26 protein-coding genes are annotated in these 13,761 nt (G+C 45.5%); 2 read left to right on the plus strand and 24 right to left on the minus strand.

Going from position 1 to position 13,761, the window contains the following annotated elements; translation table 11 throughout:
- Window positions 1-525: 525 nt before the first annotated feature.
- From ICN48_RS05490 to ICN48_RS05600, 24 genes are all read right to left on the minus strand, one after another.
- A complete protein-coding gene (locus ICN48_RS05490; RefSeq protein WP_216152705.1) occupies window positions 526-1,524 on the minus strand; it encodes a tyrosine-type recombinase/integrase in 999 nt (332 codons plus the stop codon).
- A gap of 1 nt (window position 1,525) precedes the next feature.
- Window positions 1,526-1,744 carry a DUF4224 domain-containing protein gene (locus ICN48_RS05495; RefSeq protein WP_216152706.1) on the minus strand — a complete coding sequence of 73 codons (219 nt, stop codon included), beginning with the start codon at window positions 1,742-1,744 and terminating at the stop codon, window positions 1,526-1,528.
- Window positions 1,744-1,965 carry a hypothetical protein gene (locus ICN48_RS05500; protein WP_216152707.1) on the minus strand — a complete coding sequence of 74 codons (222 nt, stop codon included), beginning with the start codon at window positions 1,963-1,965 and terminating at the stop codon, window positions 1,744-1,746. The genes ICN48_RS05495 and ICN48_RS05500 overlap by 1 nt, the downstream gene beginning before the upstream one ends.
- Window positions 1,962-2,219, minus strand: a complete 258-nt coding sequence (locus tag ICN48_RS05505) for a hypothetical protein (RefSeq protein WP_216152708.1) — start codon at window positions 2,217-2,219, stop codon at window positions 1,962-1,964. The genes ICN48_RS05500 and ICN48_RS05505 overlap by 4 nt, the downstream gene beginning before the upstream one ends.
- A complete protein-coding gene (locus ICN48_RS05510; RefSeq protein WP_216152709.1) occupies window positions 2,216-2,860 on the minus strand; it encodes a hypothetical protein in 645 nt (214 codons plus the stop codon). The genes ICN48_RS05505 and ICN48_RS05510 overlap by 4 nt, the downstream gene beginning before the upstream one ends.
- The gene (locus ICN48_RS05515; RefSeq protein WP_216152710.1) at window positions 2,857-3,126 is read right to left on the minus strand and encodes a hypothetical protein; all 270 of its coding nucleotides are present in this window, start codon (window positions 3,124-3,126) and stop codon (window positions 2,857-2,859) included. The genes ICN48_RS05510 and ICN48_RS05515 overlap by 4 nt, the downstream gene beginning before the upstream one ends.
- Window positions 3,123-3,398, minus strand: a complete 276-nt coding sequence (locus ICN48_RS05520; RefSeq protein ID WP_216152711.1) for a hypothetical protein — start codon at window positions 3,396-3,398, stop codon at window positions 3,123-3,125. Before ICN48_RS05520 ends, ICN48_RS05515 begins: the two co-directional genes overlap by 4 nt.
- Window positions 3,395-3,871 carry a hypothetical protein gene (locus tag ICN48_RS05525; RefSeq protein ID WP_216152712.1) on the minus strand — a complete coding sequence of 159 codons (477 nt, stop codon included), beginning with the start codon at window positions 3,869-3,871 and terminating at the stop codon, window positions 3,395-3,397. Before ICN48_RS05525 ends, ICN48_RS05520 begins: the two co-directional genes overlap by 4 nt.
- Window positions 3,858-4,079 carry a hypothetical protein gene (locus ICN48_RS05530; protein WP_216152713.1) on the minus strand — a complete coding sequence of 74 codons (222 nt, stop codon included), beginning with the start codon at window positions 4,077-4,079 and terminating at the stop codon, window positions 3,858-3,860. Before ICN48_RS05530 ends, ICN48_RS05525 begins: the two co-directional genes overlap by 14 nt.
- A gap of 174 nt (window positions 4,080-4,253) precedes the next feature.
- Window positions 4,254-4,478 (minus strand): hypothetical protein, encoded by a 225-nt coding sequence (locus ICN48_RS05535; RefSeq protein WP_216152714.1) that lies wholly within the window; start codon window positions 4,476-4,478, stop codon window positions 4,254-4,256.
- Between the two features lie 148 nt (window positions 4,479-4,626).
- The gene (locus ICN48_RS05540) at window positions 4,627-4,839 is read right to left on the minus strand and encodes a hypothetical protein (protein WP_216152715.1); all 213 of its coding nucleotides are present in this window, start codon (window positions 4,837-4,839) and stop codon (window positions 4,627-4,629) included.
- On the minus strand, window positions 4,839-5,153 hold the full coding sequence (locus tag ICN48_RS05545) for a hypothetical protein (RefSeq protein WP_216152716.1): 315 nt from the start codon (window positions 5,151-5,153) through the stop codon (window positions 4,839-4,841). Before ICN48_RS05545 ends, ICN48_RS05540 begins: the two co-directional genes overlap by 1 nt.
- Window positions 5,154-6,899, minus strand: coding sequence for an AAA family ATPase (locus tag ICN48_RS05550; protein WP_216152717.1), 1,746 nt, complete (start codon window positions 6,897-6,899; stop codon window positions 5,154-5,156). It abuts the gene before it with no gap.
- A 1-nt stretch (window position 6,900) separates the two neighbouring features.
- Entirely contained in the window at window positions 6,901-7,512 is a 612-nt protein-coding gene (locus tag ICN48_RS05555; protein ID WP_216152718.1) for a 3'-5' exonuclease, read from the minus strand.
- Window positions 7,512-8,255, minus strand: a complete 744-nt coding sequence (locus ICN48_RS05560) for a ribosome modulation factor (RefSeq protein WP_255539483.1) — start codon at window positions 8,253-8,255, stop codon at window positions 7,512-7,514. Before ICN48_RS05560 ends, ICN48_RS05555 begins: the two co-directional genes overlap by 1 nt.
- 239 nt (window positions 8,256-8,494) lie before the next feature.
- Window positions 8,495-9,517 (minus strand): recombinase RecT, encoded by a 1,023-nt coding sequence (locus tag ICN48_RS05565; protein WP_255539484.1) that lies wholly within the window; start codon window positions 9,515-9,517, stop codon window positions 8,495-8,497.
- A gap of 33 nt (window positions 9,518-9,550) precedes the next feature.
- Window positions 9,551-10,363: a PD-(D/E)XK nuclease family protein gene (locus ICN48_RS05570; protein ID WP_216152719.1), complete on the minus strand. Its 813-nt coding sequence runs from the start codon at window positions 10,361-10,363 to the stop codon at window positions 9,551-9,553.
- Complete coding sequence (locus tag ICN48_RS05575; RefSeq protein ID WP_216152720.1) at window positions 10,360-10,533, minus strand: hypothetical protein; 174 nt, start codon at window positions 10,531-10,533, stop codon at window positions 10,360-10,362. Before ICN48_RS05575 ends, ICN48_RS05570 begins: the two co-directional genes overlap by 4 nt.
- A 2-nt stretch (window positions 10,534-10,535) precedes the next feature.
- Window positions 10,536-10,856, minus strand: a complete 321-nt coding sequence (locus ICN48_RS05580) for a hypothetical protein (protein ID WP_216152721.1) — start codon at window positions 10,854-10,856, stop codon at window positions 10,536-10,538.
- Window positions 10,857-11,079: 223 nt separating this feature from the next.
- Window positions 11,080-11,214, minus strand: coding sequence for a hypothetical protein (locus ICN48_RS13840; protein WP_255539485.1), 135 nt, complete (start codon window positions 11,212-11,214; stop codon window positions 11,080-11,082).
- A gap of 132 nt (window positions 11,215-11,346) precedes the next feature.
- A complete protein-coding gene (locus ICN48_RS05585) occupies window positions 11,347-11,622 on the minus strand; it encodes a hypothetical protein (RefSeq protein ID WP_216152722.1) in 276 nt (91 codons plus the stop codon).
- A complete protein-coding gene (locus tag ICN48_RS05590) occupies window positions 11,619-11,924 on the minus strand; it encodes a hypothetical protein (RefSeq protein WP_216152723.1) in 306 nt (101 codons plus the stop codon). The genes ICN48_RS05585 and ICN48_RS05590 overlap by 4 nt, the downstream gene beginning before the upstream one ends.
- A gap of 2 nt (window positions 11,925-11,926) precedes the next feature.
- On the minus strand, window positions 11,927-12,571 hold the full coding sequence (locus ICN48_RS05595; RefSeq protein ID WP_216152724.1) for a hypothetical protein: 645 nt from the start codon (window positions 12,569-12,571) through the stop codon (window positions 11,927-11,929).
- An 87-nt stretch (window positions 12,572-12,658) separates the two neighbouring features.
- Window positions 12,659-13,051 carry a hypothetical protein gene (locus ICN48_RS05600; RefSeq protein ID WP_216152725.1) on the minus strand — a complete coding sequence of 131 codons (393 nt, stop codon included), beginning with the start codon at window positions 13,049-13,051 and terminating at the stop codon, window positions 12,659-12,661.
- Between the two features lie 97 nt (window positions 13,052-13,148).
- On the opposite strand from ICN48_RS05600, the gene ICN48_RS05605 reads away from it, so the two are divergent.
- Together ICN48_RS05605 and ICN48_RS05610 are read left to right on the plus strand one after the other, a co-directional pair.
- A complete protein-coding gene (locus tag ICN48_RS05605) occupies window positions 13,149-13,388 on the plus strand; it encodes a YdaS family helix-turn-helix protein (RefSeq protein WP_216152726.1) in 240 nt (79 codons plus the stop codon).
- A gap of 1 nt (window position 13,389) precedes the next feature.
- Window positions 13,390-13,680, plus strand: coding sequence for a hypothetical protein (locus ICN48_RS05610; RefSeq protein ID WP_216152727.1), 291 nt, complete (start codon window positions 13,390-13,392; stop codon window positions 13,678-13,680).
- The last annotated feature ends 81 nt before the right edge of the window (window positions 13,681-13,761 follow it).

Genomic DNA, 13,761 nt, shown 5'->3' on the forward strand with positions numbered 1-13,761 from the left:
TTCCAGCGCTCCCACATTAAAGCCTTCTGGGTAGCTGTGTAATAGATTCGAGGTCGTTGTTTCATGAGCAACACTCCTTGCGCTTACGCAGTTTGTAGTGTGTTGCATCGACGGGTTGAAATCAAGGTCGATAGCTGCCACTCATTCATAAAAGATCTTTTTTGTGAATATTGGCTGATGCAGCTATATCAATAGAGGAGTTTTACCCCACCCCCCCATGCCTTAGTGCCTGAAGACTAAATCACAGGTAGTTGTTGCAATTAATCTCAATGAGGTGGCTTTTAAATGGTTGCCGTAATGTGGTGAATGTTGTCCATATGTTGTCTATGGACTAGAAAGTAAAAAAGCCTTCAGGGCTATTAACTCTGAAGGCTTCTACTTATTTGGCTCCTCGACCTGGGCTCGAACCAGGGACCTACGGATTAACAGTCCCAACCGCCTGAATCATTCCAAGCATTTATTTTGATTACCTTTTTACCCATGCTTTAGATGTGCAATTGCCTAATATAAGCAGACCGCAGACCCTTATTCTTCTGTTCCAGTTCTCAAAATATTAGGCATTTTTAAGGCCTCTATAGAGTCAATTTCTCGCCGTTTTACATAGTGCGCCGTCATCTCTTCAGTAGCGTGTCCGGCCAGCATCTGAGCATCAATTCCGGCGCGCTTAGCATCGGTCAGCGCCTTGGCTCTAATGTCGTGAAAATGAAAGTCTTTGACCTCGGTTTTCTTCTTGGCTCTTTGCCACATGGAGTCAAAACCATCGTATGAGTATTGTTTGCCCTTGCGGTTGTGAAACAAGGTCAAGCCCTTGACAGTAGGGTGAATGCGCCTAGATCTATCAATAACGGCCTGTAAATCCGAATTCATGCCGATTAATATCTTTTTCCCCGTTTTGTTCTGATCGAACAATATCCCATCTTTAGTGATGTCACGCATCCTAATGTCTAATAAGTCTCCAATACGCTGAGCCGTTAAGTAGGCTACATCCATCAAGCATCGAATAGTGAGATTGGCCTTTTGCCAGACCGCTTTGAACTCATCATCGGTAATGTACCTATCTCGATCCACTTCTTTGTTTCTGTGAACACCTCTGCATGGGTTTGAATCAACTATCCCCCAGCGCATTCCCATAGTGAATACATGACTCAACAAGGCTTTCTCGCGATTAGCCCTCACTGGGGCATCCTTACCCCTTAAGTCCAAATATTTAGCGACATGGTGTGGCTTAACATCCCTCGGGTTCATCTTGCCAAACACTGCTAGCAATTTAAGAGATTCAGTCTTATTGTCTTTGTAGGTTCTAGGAGCCTTTAGCGGTGCTACTTCAACCATGTAACGATGAATGAGGGCAGTCATTCCAGTAGGGGGTTCGCTCCCATCCAATTCGCACCATTTCAGCTTGGCTGCATCCAAATCTCTACCAAGCGGAATCCACTTATTCTCACGGGTAACGTAGAAATACGCCCCATGACTAAGATACATTCGCGGGGGTAAATGGAGGTTTGACGATCTTCTACGACCCATATTAAGCGCCTAGTGCGTTCCAGTCAGGTTCTTTTGGGTGTTCTCTGTTTTTATTTTCATCACTTGACCCAAGCAGCCGTTCAACTTCGGATTTTAAGACGACAGGGCGACCATGCAGACCAATAGCAAAGGGCACGCCAAAAGCTTTCAAGGCACGTATCTGACAGCTCACTATCTGATAGCCAGTAAATTGCTTTAGCTCTTCTTTAGAGAGGAACATTACTTTTCACTCGCCTTAATTCCAAATTGCTCCATGGCAATGTCAATATTATCAATGCCTCGAATAATAAAAAGATCATGACATTCCTCAATAATTAACTTGGCAAGCGCTTCAAGCTTAATAAAGCCTTCCGGTGGAAAATCGTTTTCAACATAGCCGCCCGGATAGTAAGGATCGGCTTTAATTAGGCCAAATTTCTTTGCAATATCCTCTAATGTCATTTCTCACTTGCCTTTCTTAAAAACTCGACAGTAGCCAATATGATTTTTTTGTATTGGTTAAATTCTTCGGGAGTTTTCCAAATTGCACATCCAGGGGCCTCAATTTCAGCTTGTTGCTGGCGTAGCATGGTGGCGGCTAGTAGATTTTGGTCGCTATAAAGACGATTTGTTTCGACTCTGCCGTGAAGCGCAGTCGCTAAGTAATTTGCGTTCATCATTGAGTCCACTGGCTCACTATTTAATTTGTCGGTCATACAACCCTCTTAAACTCAATAACCCACACCCAAGAGTTTGAGCTCCAGTTTTTATAGATAGAATCCCAAAGTTCTTGGAATTCATGAGATGGATCAACATCAGGCGAGTGTTTAATGCCTTCTGCGATGCAATCATTAGCTGAAATTTCCTGCAATCTCTGAACACGGACATTGGTAATTTCTAATGTGATGCGACTTGCATTGCGAGGCATGTGAATAGATGGTTTCCATGGTGTATTGCACCATTCGCCATCGACCTCCCAATCTATGTGTCCATCAGCTCTGTAAAAGGTTTTGATTGGGTTTTCGTTGCCGTCTTGATCGTATTGATCAGGCTCTCCATCACCATTTACATCTTCCCAGCCTTGAATAAATGTCTCACGCACCCATAAGCGATCCCCTACTTGACCATAAGGACAATCTGCATATGCAGCGGTTGTGTATCCATATAATCCAAACCAACGACCATCTTGTAGTCGCCACTCTAAAATTTCCTTATGGGCAAGATCTACATTGCCTCCATGCATGTAGTTGCCATCCTTATTAAGGATTGGCTTAACGCATCTTCTGGTCTGCGTCTTAGTGCCGTCTAGAATGGCTCTGACCATTTCACCATTGAAAAGGATAGGGCGCTCAGTCATGCTTGCTCCTTTTTGGGGTCAAAATTTCTAGGAGAAAGTGTTGCAGCCATAACTGGCGATATTCCTTCGCTATATGTATGCAAAGCATTTGGCTTGATAGCTTCTTCAATAAAGTCTATGCAATAGTCAATATAGCTGTGTGCGTCCTGAAGATGGTCTTGAATATCATCATCCTTTTCAATATCAGCCATGTCGCTAATTTCAGAAGCAATAATTTCAAGGCGGTCTATAAATTTTTGTAGTTTGTTTTTGTTGCGCTTATTCATACTTGCTCTCCTTTAGCTTTAGTGATAGCGGCACGGGCGTTATCTATCCATAAGGTTTGAGTAGAGTCTCCAGCAAGTGGGGCAAACAGCGTCACCAATGCTGTTAAAGATTCTAATAGCTCAGGTGCAGCGGCTATTAAATTGGCGTTGGCTTCTTCACCCATCGTTACAGCAACACCAATGGACAAATCGGGGTGAGTTCCCGATAGCACAACAAACTCCCCCCTAATTCCTTCTATATACCTCCAAGGCCCAGCAGTATGTTTACTCATTTCAACACCTCTAATGATTTAGGCCATCCTGTTTGGCCGTCAAAAATTACTTTAATCTTTGGCTGACCTTCATCAATAAACACCTCATTAAATCGCAATCCAAGCAAAGGATTCGATTCAAGGGCAAAAGTTTTAATTACATCAGGCTTTGGCTCGGGCTTGACACACCTAGAAATAGCCTCTGACTCTCTAAGCAACCTCTCGCTTAGTTCGCTATGTCCCCACGCCGCCAGTATCCCAGCTGCATCAGCTAGATCATCGGATAGCTTGTGAGACTTCTTGGCTGGTTCAATGACCTCTTCCACAAGATCCCAATGGTCAAAGCCTGGAATGGAGAATCTTCCATCTGGGCGATAGCTTTTACTGCCATCGGAATATGGGTCTTGCCATGCGCCGTCATATTTTCTTATCTCAACGATCTCACCTTCACGGTTTCGATACCTTTTGCCGACCTCTAATTTAATTTGAGTCATTTTTCATCCTGTCGTAAATATTCCAAATTTGTGAAGTCTCTACATCGGCATCCATGAGCTTGTCTTCAACTGCTTTCCAGTCGACATTGATGGGGTCTGAGTTAATGATTGCCATGGCTTGATCAAGAATTCTCTTGGCGTTTGTGATGTGCGCCGACATATCGCTTGCTTGAGCAATAATGCGATCTTCTCTGGTGAATGTGGTCATGGCCTTGCCCTCTTTGAATGTCGCATGTACATCCTTTCGTAAGATTTAAAATATTCAGAAAAACAAGCCTCTAACTTTTTCCTATTAATTTCATCTGCCGCATACCAGGCTTTAGCTATCAGGCTAACAAACGACCCGCCGAATTCCTGCATCATATGAACTGCATCTTCATAGTTAGTCATCCTTACGAGCCTCCATCATTGCATCTGCGATCATGTAAGCCTCTTCTGCCATCAAGTCTGAAAAATGCACAAAATCAGCCATTGGTTCGAGATTTTTAATATTGAATTCATAAACGGATGAAATGGCTTTAGCCGCAAAGTAATCACGCAAGTTCATGCCTTCCGACCCGACTTCCATGCCTTCAACTGGAAATGCTTTAGTAAATTTGTCGCTCATATTCTTCTCCCTGTAACCAATGATGGAAGTGACCTATATGAATCAATATCCCGCTGCCTTGGGTGAGGTTTGGGCGTGTAATTTGACTCCCTGACCCTGGCTCTTGGCTGAGGGGTTGGTGCTTCACTTGCTTTTCTTCTTCCCATGATTATTTCTTCACTTTCTTGTTAAAAAATCTACGCAATGCGTATGAACGGGTAATGCTTACGCCCATAAAAATTAGGCCTATTTGGATGTTTTGACCAAATGTGAAGGTGGCGCCATATAGCGGATACACCACTAGCTGTACAAGCAAATTCACGAAATAGCCAATGAAGGTGTTTGACCATGCTTCGATGAAGGAATGAAGGCGGGATTGCATTAGGAGCGACAGCCATATAGATGCTGCATTAGTGGATGTGGTTTTGGCGCGTTGGATTTGCCATCGGCCTTACCCATAACAACTTTCCGCGTATCGCTCTTGCTAACGCTAAATACAGTGGCGCGATGTTGGTGGCTTGTCCTGATACTCTTTTTATCGAGCAAGTCTCCAAGATCATCAAGAGTGTTGTAGACCGTTGATAGACCAAGTTGCAATCCTGTTGAAATTTGTTTAGCTGATGACTGTGGATGCTCTTTAAGAAAATCAAGGATCGCTTGAGCTTTTTCATGTGACTTTAGATATACCTTGGTCATTTAGGCCGCCTCTTTTAGTTGAGCAATCGATCCAGCCTCAATCCAAAATGACTCAATCGACTCTGACAGGCCGCTTGGTGCTGATTTGAGCGTTCCAAAGATCAAGGCACTATCAAGCTGGTTAGCATCCACCAAGGTATCAAGCCACTCAATTAATTCACTGCGACCGCTAAGGTCAAGAACATCAAAGCGATCGAGTGCAAGCAGCTTCAATTTGGAGAGGTGAGCAATGGCCTCAGCCAGCATTGCATCAACTCGCCATTGCTCTGACTCTGAGAGTAGGGCGTAATCATGTGCCCCGCCAGTAATGCTCATATCGTTATGAACCTCAACCTTTAGCCATTTGGTGGCGCTAAAGGATTGGTGCAGTCGATCATTCAGCGGCTCCAATGCCTCCGAGAGGATTTCGCCTGGTATGCCATTTGGAGAAAGCGCATCGGCAATAGCCGACCATTGCTCAACGCCCTGGTGCAAGGATTTAGCCTTGACAGTAATACCCTCGGCTTCTTTGGCCTTACGCTCAACATCCTTTAATTCTGAGATCTTCTTAGCGCACTCTTTGCGTTCGTTAACTAGGCCGTCGATTGCCTCACCTGACTTTTTAATATCTTCATCCGAGGGGTATTTTTCAGCCGCAAGCTCTAATTCAGCGATTGCCTTGATCGCTTCTTCGGCCTCGGCAAGATCGCGCTTGTCGTTGGCGACGGTGTTTTGCATGAGATTAAATGCATTCTCATACTCGGGAAGCCTTTTTTCATCTTCATCAGAAATTACCTTGCTGGGCCCCGAATGAATCCAGCCAATTAAGCGACCGTCTTGCAACATGAGCTCATGTTTGCAATCAGGGCAATGCAACTTCTCCGGAGGACTTAATACGGCTTTCTTTTTGGCTACTAGGTCGCGCAAGAACTCAACCTTGCTATGCCAATCATTGAGCTCAGCCTCATCACGAGACAGCTTCTCAACAATACGATCTCGTTTACCAGCCTTTTCACGCAAAGCGGGTAATTTGGCTTTGGCAGTGTTATGGCGGGTTGCATCTGCTTGCAATGCACCCATGCGTTGATTCTCAGTGGCAAGATCAGCTTCACACTCAGCCAGTTCGCGATCGTAATCTGCAAGCTCTTGGGCATCAAAAGCTGGCTTCTCAGCAGACCATGAAGCAGCCTTGACCTCCCCATAGGTTTCGCCAGTAATTGCGCGCCATGCCGCCTTTTCATCACGCGCCTTGGCTTGTGCCTCTTTGCATGCCGCATCAAATCCCGAGCGCAGCATGGGAATGATGGAGTCCGCTTTTTGCTCATCACAACCCTTGGCTATTAGGCGCTTCTTAACCTCTGCACCATTGGCAGATAGGCCCATGAGCCCAAATAAGAATGCGCGTCGATCATTTGGTGCTAACTTGGCAAATCGCTGGGCATCAAGGACGTAGGGTAGGGCTACTGGTGCAACGTACTCAGTTGGTGGATTTGTCTTGCCATCGGGCAGAGTCACAAATACTCGGGTGGAGCCATCAATCTCAATTTCTGCAAACCCAGACTTATGACCATCCGTTACGAGCTGGCCATAATCTTTCTTCAAATTTGCCCTGACGGATTCGCCAGTTAAAGCCATGCGAACCGCCTCTTGAATGGAGGACTTGCCAGCACCATTCTTGCCTGCAAAGATCGTGATGGGCCTGCTTAGGGCAACATCAACCGATTGAGCGCCCAAGAAGTTCTGAATACTTAAGTTGGTGAGTTTCATATTATTGGACTCCCGCAGCTTCTGATTGCTTGATTGCGAAATAGACCTTCATGCAGGCGTTCACGTCTGCCATAGCGTTATGAGCGTTTTCCATTTCTGCGCCCATGAAATGGCGGTAGGCCTCAGCAAGATTCGGGGTCTTGAAATGGTTTCTGCCGACCGCGCGCATCTTTTCGGTTGGGGGAAGGGCGCAAGGCGAAGTTGCCAATCTAGCGGTGCAGGCGCTAATTCCTAACTTCCAGTTATTGGCGGTAGCTTCGCTTTTGAAACGCTTTAATGCAATGCGAATGATTCGGGCATCAAATTGCTCGTTATGCCCAATGCGTAAGCGACCAGACCAAAGAGCTAAGAATTGATTAATAGCTTCTGACTCGGGAATGCCTACTTGCAGTGCTTGATCAGTTGTAATGCCATGTATGGCAGATACTTCGGGTGGAATAGACCAGTCCGCAGGCTTAATGATCACGTTCATGCTGTTGATTACGTCTTGCGTATCAAGATCAACAACGCAAGCAGCTAACTGCACAATATGGGGTTGATCAGGATGTTCAGATGGCTCTTTGAACAATGGCAAACCTGTTGTCTCTGTATCATAAAAAAGTGCGAGGTTCATTAAGCAGCCTCCCCGCCAAGTTCATCATCATTGCCGTTTTCTTGCCACCAGTCGGTATTGTTTTCTTCTTGGTAGGATTTCCAGCCTTTGATCCACTCAATGCACAATGCTCCGGTCATTGTTGGGCATGCCGATTGGTCTTTATCTTCGCTGGCGGCCTCATAGCCATCTTCGAAAGCCTTATCTAATTCAGCCTCCAAAGGCTTGTGCTCGATGGCTTGAACATCAACAACTTCACCACCTTTAAACGCCCCATCCATGCCGTCGCCATCGCCCTTGGGGTTGTATTCCTTACCCAAGTCCATGGCGCGCTGATCTGATTCACCTTGAATGTCTTTCATGCCGCCTGTATGAGCATCTACGTCAGCCACTACAAGCATGCAAGGTTGACCCACTGATTCAAATAGGTGCTGCAAAGACTCAATATCTTGGGCTTTGTGAACCTTGAATGTGGCCTTGATGTCATCTTTAATTGCTACGCCCTCAAGATCGGCAACCACTTTGATTGCGCCGTTACTGGCAATCAGGTGAACCACCATCTTCACATTGGTTTCAACACGATCACGCAAGCGATCGATCACGTCATCCTGCTTTTTCTTTGAGAGCTTTACCCATAAATCAGGGAGCAATTTGATTTCTTGAACGAGGGCTTGCAATAAGTCGCGGCCTACGGTGTCAGAGGTCATTGAGAGTAAGTTTTTTACATCATCGTCTTGATTTTTGTTTGTTGATTTTTTGGTCATTTTTTATTTCCTTAATAAATTAATTAATGTGTTTGGGTGAACCTACTCGCTGCGTCTGTTCGGTGGGGTGTCGGGCTACATGGGTCTCTAGAAACCACATATAGCTTGCCCATCCTCCGTTTGCTTTCCTGTCCAGCATCCGCTTTCAGCTCGTTGATAGGGCGGGGCCGCAACTACTATCGGGCCGCTAGGATCACTAGCGGAGGACTTCCCTTTGATTTGCATTGGCCCCATGATCGTTATTCCAAGTTCGCGGCTGCTCTACGAGTCTTGGTTGATGTTGTCTCTGGAGCAATTCCAGCTTCCTGCAATTCGCGCTGTTTGATTGCAGCTTGCTCTTCTGACGATGGAGTCCAGTTGCTATTTGATTGGCCTGATTGATCGGTTATCTCGCCAGTTGATGGGTCAACAACTTGACCGCCTTCATCGCCAACATATGCGCCATATTGACCATCCTGGATTACGTTAAATTCACCATCAATCGTGTCAAGCGCTTGATCATTTCCACCTGCTGCGGCGTTATCAAGGGCGACTGCAGTTTGAAATTCAATTGAAAGTGGAAGGTACTTGGCTAGGCGTCGAATTACAGTTTTTCGACCCATTTCGGTGAAATGCTCTTGCCAAACTTTTGATGGATATTTATTTTTCTTATCGCCTGCCTCTTGAATTTTCTCAACCTGCAGACGGCTCATAAATTCAAAGCAATGACCGCCATCCTTTAGTTTGGCGACTGCGTAAAATCCGACGATTGCGCCACGTTCACCCATCGAAGGGGTGTGGTTTAACTTTTCATCAAGCCCATAGACCAATTCAAAAACATCGTTTTCGCAAACCTCGTGGGCGGCAATGCTAACGATCTGACCGGATCGGCGCGCAAGGTCAATCAAGCCTTTGTAGCCAATAATTACTTGGACAGAATTTACCCAGCGCTCAACACCATTGGCATCTTTGCGCTTAGTGTTGAATGGCACAAGATAGGCATGACCCAATACGGTATTTGGCTCTAACCCCATCTGAGCGCACTGACCGATAGCCCCAACAAGACTTGCAACGTCGCACTTTGCCAAAGCTGGCGTAGTGGTTGCTGCAATTTGAGCCACCTTTAGTAAGCGTTCAGCGTTTAAGTGCTTTGGAAGCATTTTGGCAATTTCTGCTTGCTTGGTTTTGAGCAAATAAGCAATTTGCTCTTTTGGCTTCATTTCTGCCAATGGGCGAACTGGTGATTGATTGCTTTTTAAATCTGCAATATTTGATGTTGTCATGGCGTGTTTAATCCTTCTAGTTGGTTAAAAAATTCAATCGTGAAAGTGGCAAGTTGCAAAGCGTGGGCAGTATTTCTCCGAGCAAAGCAACGATTTAGGGTTTGGGTAGAAACGACCGCTTTTGAACATTTCGGCGGCAAACTCAATGAGTCCTGGTTGATCTTCGGTGCCGATCATTACGCGTTTACTGTTGGCGAGTGTTGCCGTAGCAATCTCAGACGTGCCTTTGGTTTTTAAGCCAATAATCTCGGCAATGTCAGTGATTTCTTCGCCAGTGGTGTGCTCGTACAGAAGCTCGTAAGTTCCAATTTGTGGGCCATGGCCCTTGGTAACGGCAACGCCCTTTTGAACTGCGGCAGATCCACTCTTAATATCGGCAATGCCAACACCACAAGAGGATTTGCGAATGCGTGCGCGGTCCATGGTTCCGGTAAGCCGCACGATGACACCACCTCCGCAATCAATATCAAGAGGTTTGGTTTCCATTTCAACCGCTACAAAGTTGTAGTTCGGTGATACTTCAAGGCAATACTTGGTAAGTAGCGATAGGCCAATACGCTCTGCATCGGGCATGGTGATGTCATCACGACCTGGATCAAACTCATTCTCAGGATCGCGTAACTTATCTACAAAAACACCAGCTGCGTCATCTGCGCTAATGCCGGCAACATCAAGTCGGCCTTGGTCAAATACAGCTGTGCCGGCATGAATGGCGGTGCCAAGGGCGGCTCTCAATCCAACGACATTACGCATGCCGTCGATGTGAATAGCGCTCCATTTGTAGGCGCAGTCAAAAAGACTTGCCCATGAACTTGCGCGGACGATGATTGATGGCTCTACGCTCATAACGCCGCCTTAGCTGCGTGAAAAACTTGAACCACAAGCAAAAATGCTGCCGCGCCAATAAGTGACCAGTTAAATGCGGCATCTGTGCGCTTGTGCGCGCTTTGATGTTCTTGTTCATCAACCCAAAAGATTGGCTGGCCGATAGGGGAGACATAGAAGCCTTTTTTCATGATTAGCGGCTCCAAATGATTTGGTGTTCAGCAGACTTTTCTACGGCTTCGATGTGCAACTTTGATAAAAGCTCGATAAGCTCTTTGGCGCACTCGTCAGCAGGGCGCTTCATGAGGTTGTATTCCACCAAGATCTTGCTAATGGCGTTACGTTGCCCATAGATCGTGTCCTCAAAGTCGAGGTGATCAGTGCCTTTGCCAGCTAAACAATCAGCCTCTATCTCGCTAACCTTGTTGTCGTGTTCATCGGTGCGATCGCCTTCGGCATCCATGTGAGCAGCTGCTGTGCTGGCTAGACTGCGGTCAATTCCTGCTAATCTCATCACTAAGTCCCCTTCAGTTGAAATTCATAAAAACGTCTTGATAGGTTCTACTTTACCTACAGGTAATGTATTAGTCAATACCCACAGGTAATTATTTTCTAAGTAGATTCCCTAATGAGGTTTTGATGCTTTTTTTTTGGGATTTTTGAGAGGCTAGGGCGCTTGTACGCAATTTGGGCTATAAAAAACCCGCCGTAGCAGGATTTTTTGGGTTTTGGAATGGTTAAGTGCAGTAAGTCTCAGCCATAGTGCACTTAATTTTTTTGTTGATATTGCGCTCACAAAGATGGCGGATGACGACGTCATCGGCATGGGCGATTGCGGATTTTAAGATGCCGTTTAAATCCATCAAGGCCATCCTTCCGCCATGATTGAGGCTTATGTCTACTGGGTTAGGAGGTGATTTTTTCTTCCGCCATCAATGGCACGCCATTTTATTTAGACAACAAAAAACCCGCCGTAGCGGGTTTAGGAGTCGAAAATGTAGGTTTTACTTGGCGTGAGTGGCGATGAAGTAGACCGCAGCGACAAGGGCAGAGGCTCCACCTAGGAGCTTCCAAGTCATGGCGTGGAATTCTTTATGCATTTCGGTGCGAATTTCGCCGCCCACCTTGGCTAAATCTTCTTTAGTCGCAAGCGTTGGGATGATCGTTTCAATTCGGGTTACTCTAGCTTCCATCGGGTCATTATATGGCGGTTCAGATCCGCCGTGTAGAGAATTGTTTGCTCCGGCAATGAGCCTTAAATTTGGTTTTTGTACGCTCATTCTGCATTACCTTTAAAAAAATCGTTACCAACGCCCAAAACAAAGGCATTGAGCAACTGGGTATTCCCACATTTGTTACAGGTTAGAGGAATAAGCGGCAAGGATCCCGCAACCTTTGCGGTTTTAGGGTCCCCACTATCCGTTACGTTTAGCAAAAGATACCTATCCAATACCACATAGCTATTTTTAGATTGGCAAATTGGGCATGTTTGCTCGTTAGCATCTCGTGCCTCAAGCAATTGATTGATTCGAGCCGCAGAATCTTGTTTTATTTGGAGTGATTGGTTTTTATCGTCATTCATATTCAGGATGGTTTTCTTGTATTCCGCTCAATGGCAAGCAGCACCAATACAAGAGATAGCAGTGAAATTATGGCAATAAAACCACCAAAAATGCCAGCGTACAAAGTCATATTTGATTCAAATTTTGCTTCTTGTGAATTGCGATCGTCAATTTTTTGAAACTTTAACTCTTTATATTTATTGAGCGCCTCACCAAAAATTATGCCCTGCTTTTCGCTAGGAACTTTCCCTTGCGCCTTTTCTTTTTCCATCGCCTTTTCAAAGACGGCATGTATTTCGTCAATAAAATTCTGACGATCCTCTGGGTCAAGTGAATTTAGCCATGCATCAAGAACTTCCTTATTTCTTCCAGTCATCGTTTCTTTGATGATTTTTGGGATTTTTAATCCAGATTCCACATCTTCTGGCAGGTCTTGATTCTCGGTTGTGGCGGCGCCTTGTCGTGGCGAATTCTTATTGCTAGTCTCGATAGCTGAAAAAACACTATCGACGGAGACTTTTGTACTAACTCTTGATTCTTGGTATCTATCAATAAACTTATAGGAGCCGACCATGAAGGCGAGCATGGTTAAGAGCACTAAGACCAGAAAAATTGCACGCGTTGCTGAAAAAAGAAATTTCTTCTCAAATGATTCAAAAACTTTCATTACCTCTCCTTTGCGCAGGGTATTTATGGGACCAAGTGGAATTCGCTAAAAAATAAGAGTTGCGCCTTGGGCTTGGATTTATCCACCTTACGCCGCTTTTGGGGTGGCGGCAGGTGAATCACCAGGGCTTTTCTTTTGAGTAACCGCCAATCGGTGGGCTAGTCCAATAACTGCCTTTTTGTCATCTAAATTCTTCAGGTTCTCAAAAATTTCTAAAAGCTCCTCTGTCAACGGGGAGGATTTGGCGATGCTGGCAAATTTTTCATTAAATGCCTTATTGGAGTATTCGTAGTCCCAAAAAGGGTGAACCACTCCAATTGCGTCGATTATCTCTACGCCAATCTTTTTGTACCCCTTTTTGTCCTCTGGCCACATACACCTAGATATATAGGACGGATCCAAGCCTACGGCCCTGCCAAATTCGGCAACCGAAGGGTAATTCTCGTCAATCAACAGCTCGAGCGCTTTGCGTCTATCCATAGATTTGCATTTTGGGGGGTAATTACTTATAGGTAAATTCCCTAAAGGTAACTTTTCCTTGACAAGATAATTACCTGTAGGTATTGTTTCGTTCATTATGGATAAATTACTCAAATTCTTAAATTCACTAGAAACATCCCAGCAAAAGGCCTTTGCAGATAAGTGCGGCACATCTGTTGGCTACCTTCGAAATGCAGTTAGTAGCAATAAATTGCTAGGCGCAGAACTCTGCGTGCTTATCGAACAGGAGTCTGCGGGGGAGGTAATCAGGCGGGAGCTGTGCCCAAGTTGCTGGAAAGAGCGCTGGCCCGAGCTGGCCGAAAAAGAGGGGGTCTGAATTGGTCCTGGCCAAGCTAAAAATCGACATAAGCGAGCTACTAGAACAGACCGAAAGGTTCTCTGTGGCCCTTCAAAAATTACCCCAACCCCTTCTTGATTGCGATAGAGATTTGGTTCTTGACTATCTCGACGGTCTGGAATCCGATGTCGTTCTCTGTCAGAACGTAGGAGCAACCCGTACAGATGGCCCCATTGAAATCCTCTATTCGTTGAGGCTTGGCTCCGGTTTTGAAGGTTTGCTCGTTGCACTTGGGGCAACGAAGAGTGATGGTGGCCCCAGTGTTGTTTGAAGTCATGACTACCCCTTCCTTTGTTAATGGTTGTGTGAGAACTCCATTCTCTCAGGTTGCGGGTGGTCGCCAGTTTTTGCG

It is taken from the genome of Polynucleobacter sp. JS-Safj-400b-B2, from assembly GCF_018881975.1.
In the GTDB taxonomy this organism is placed as follows: domain Bacteria; phylum Pseudomonadota; class Gammaproteobacteria; order Burkholderiales; family Burkholderiaceae; genus Polynucleobacter.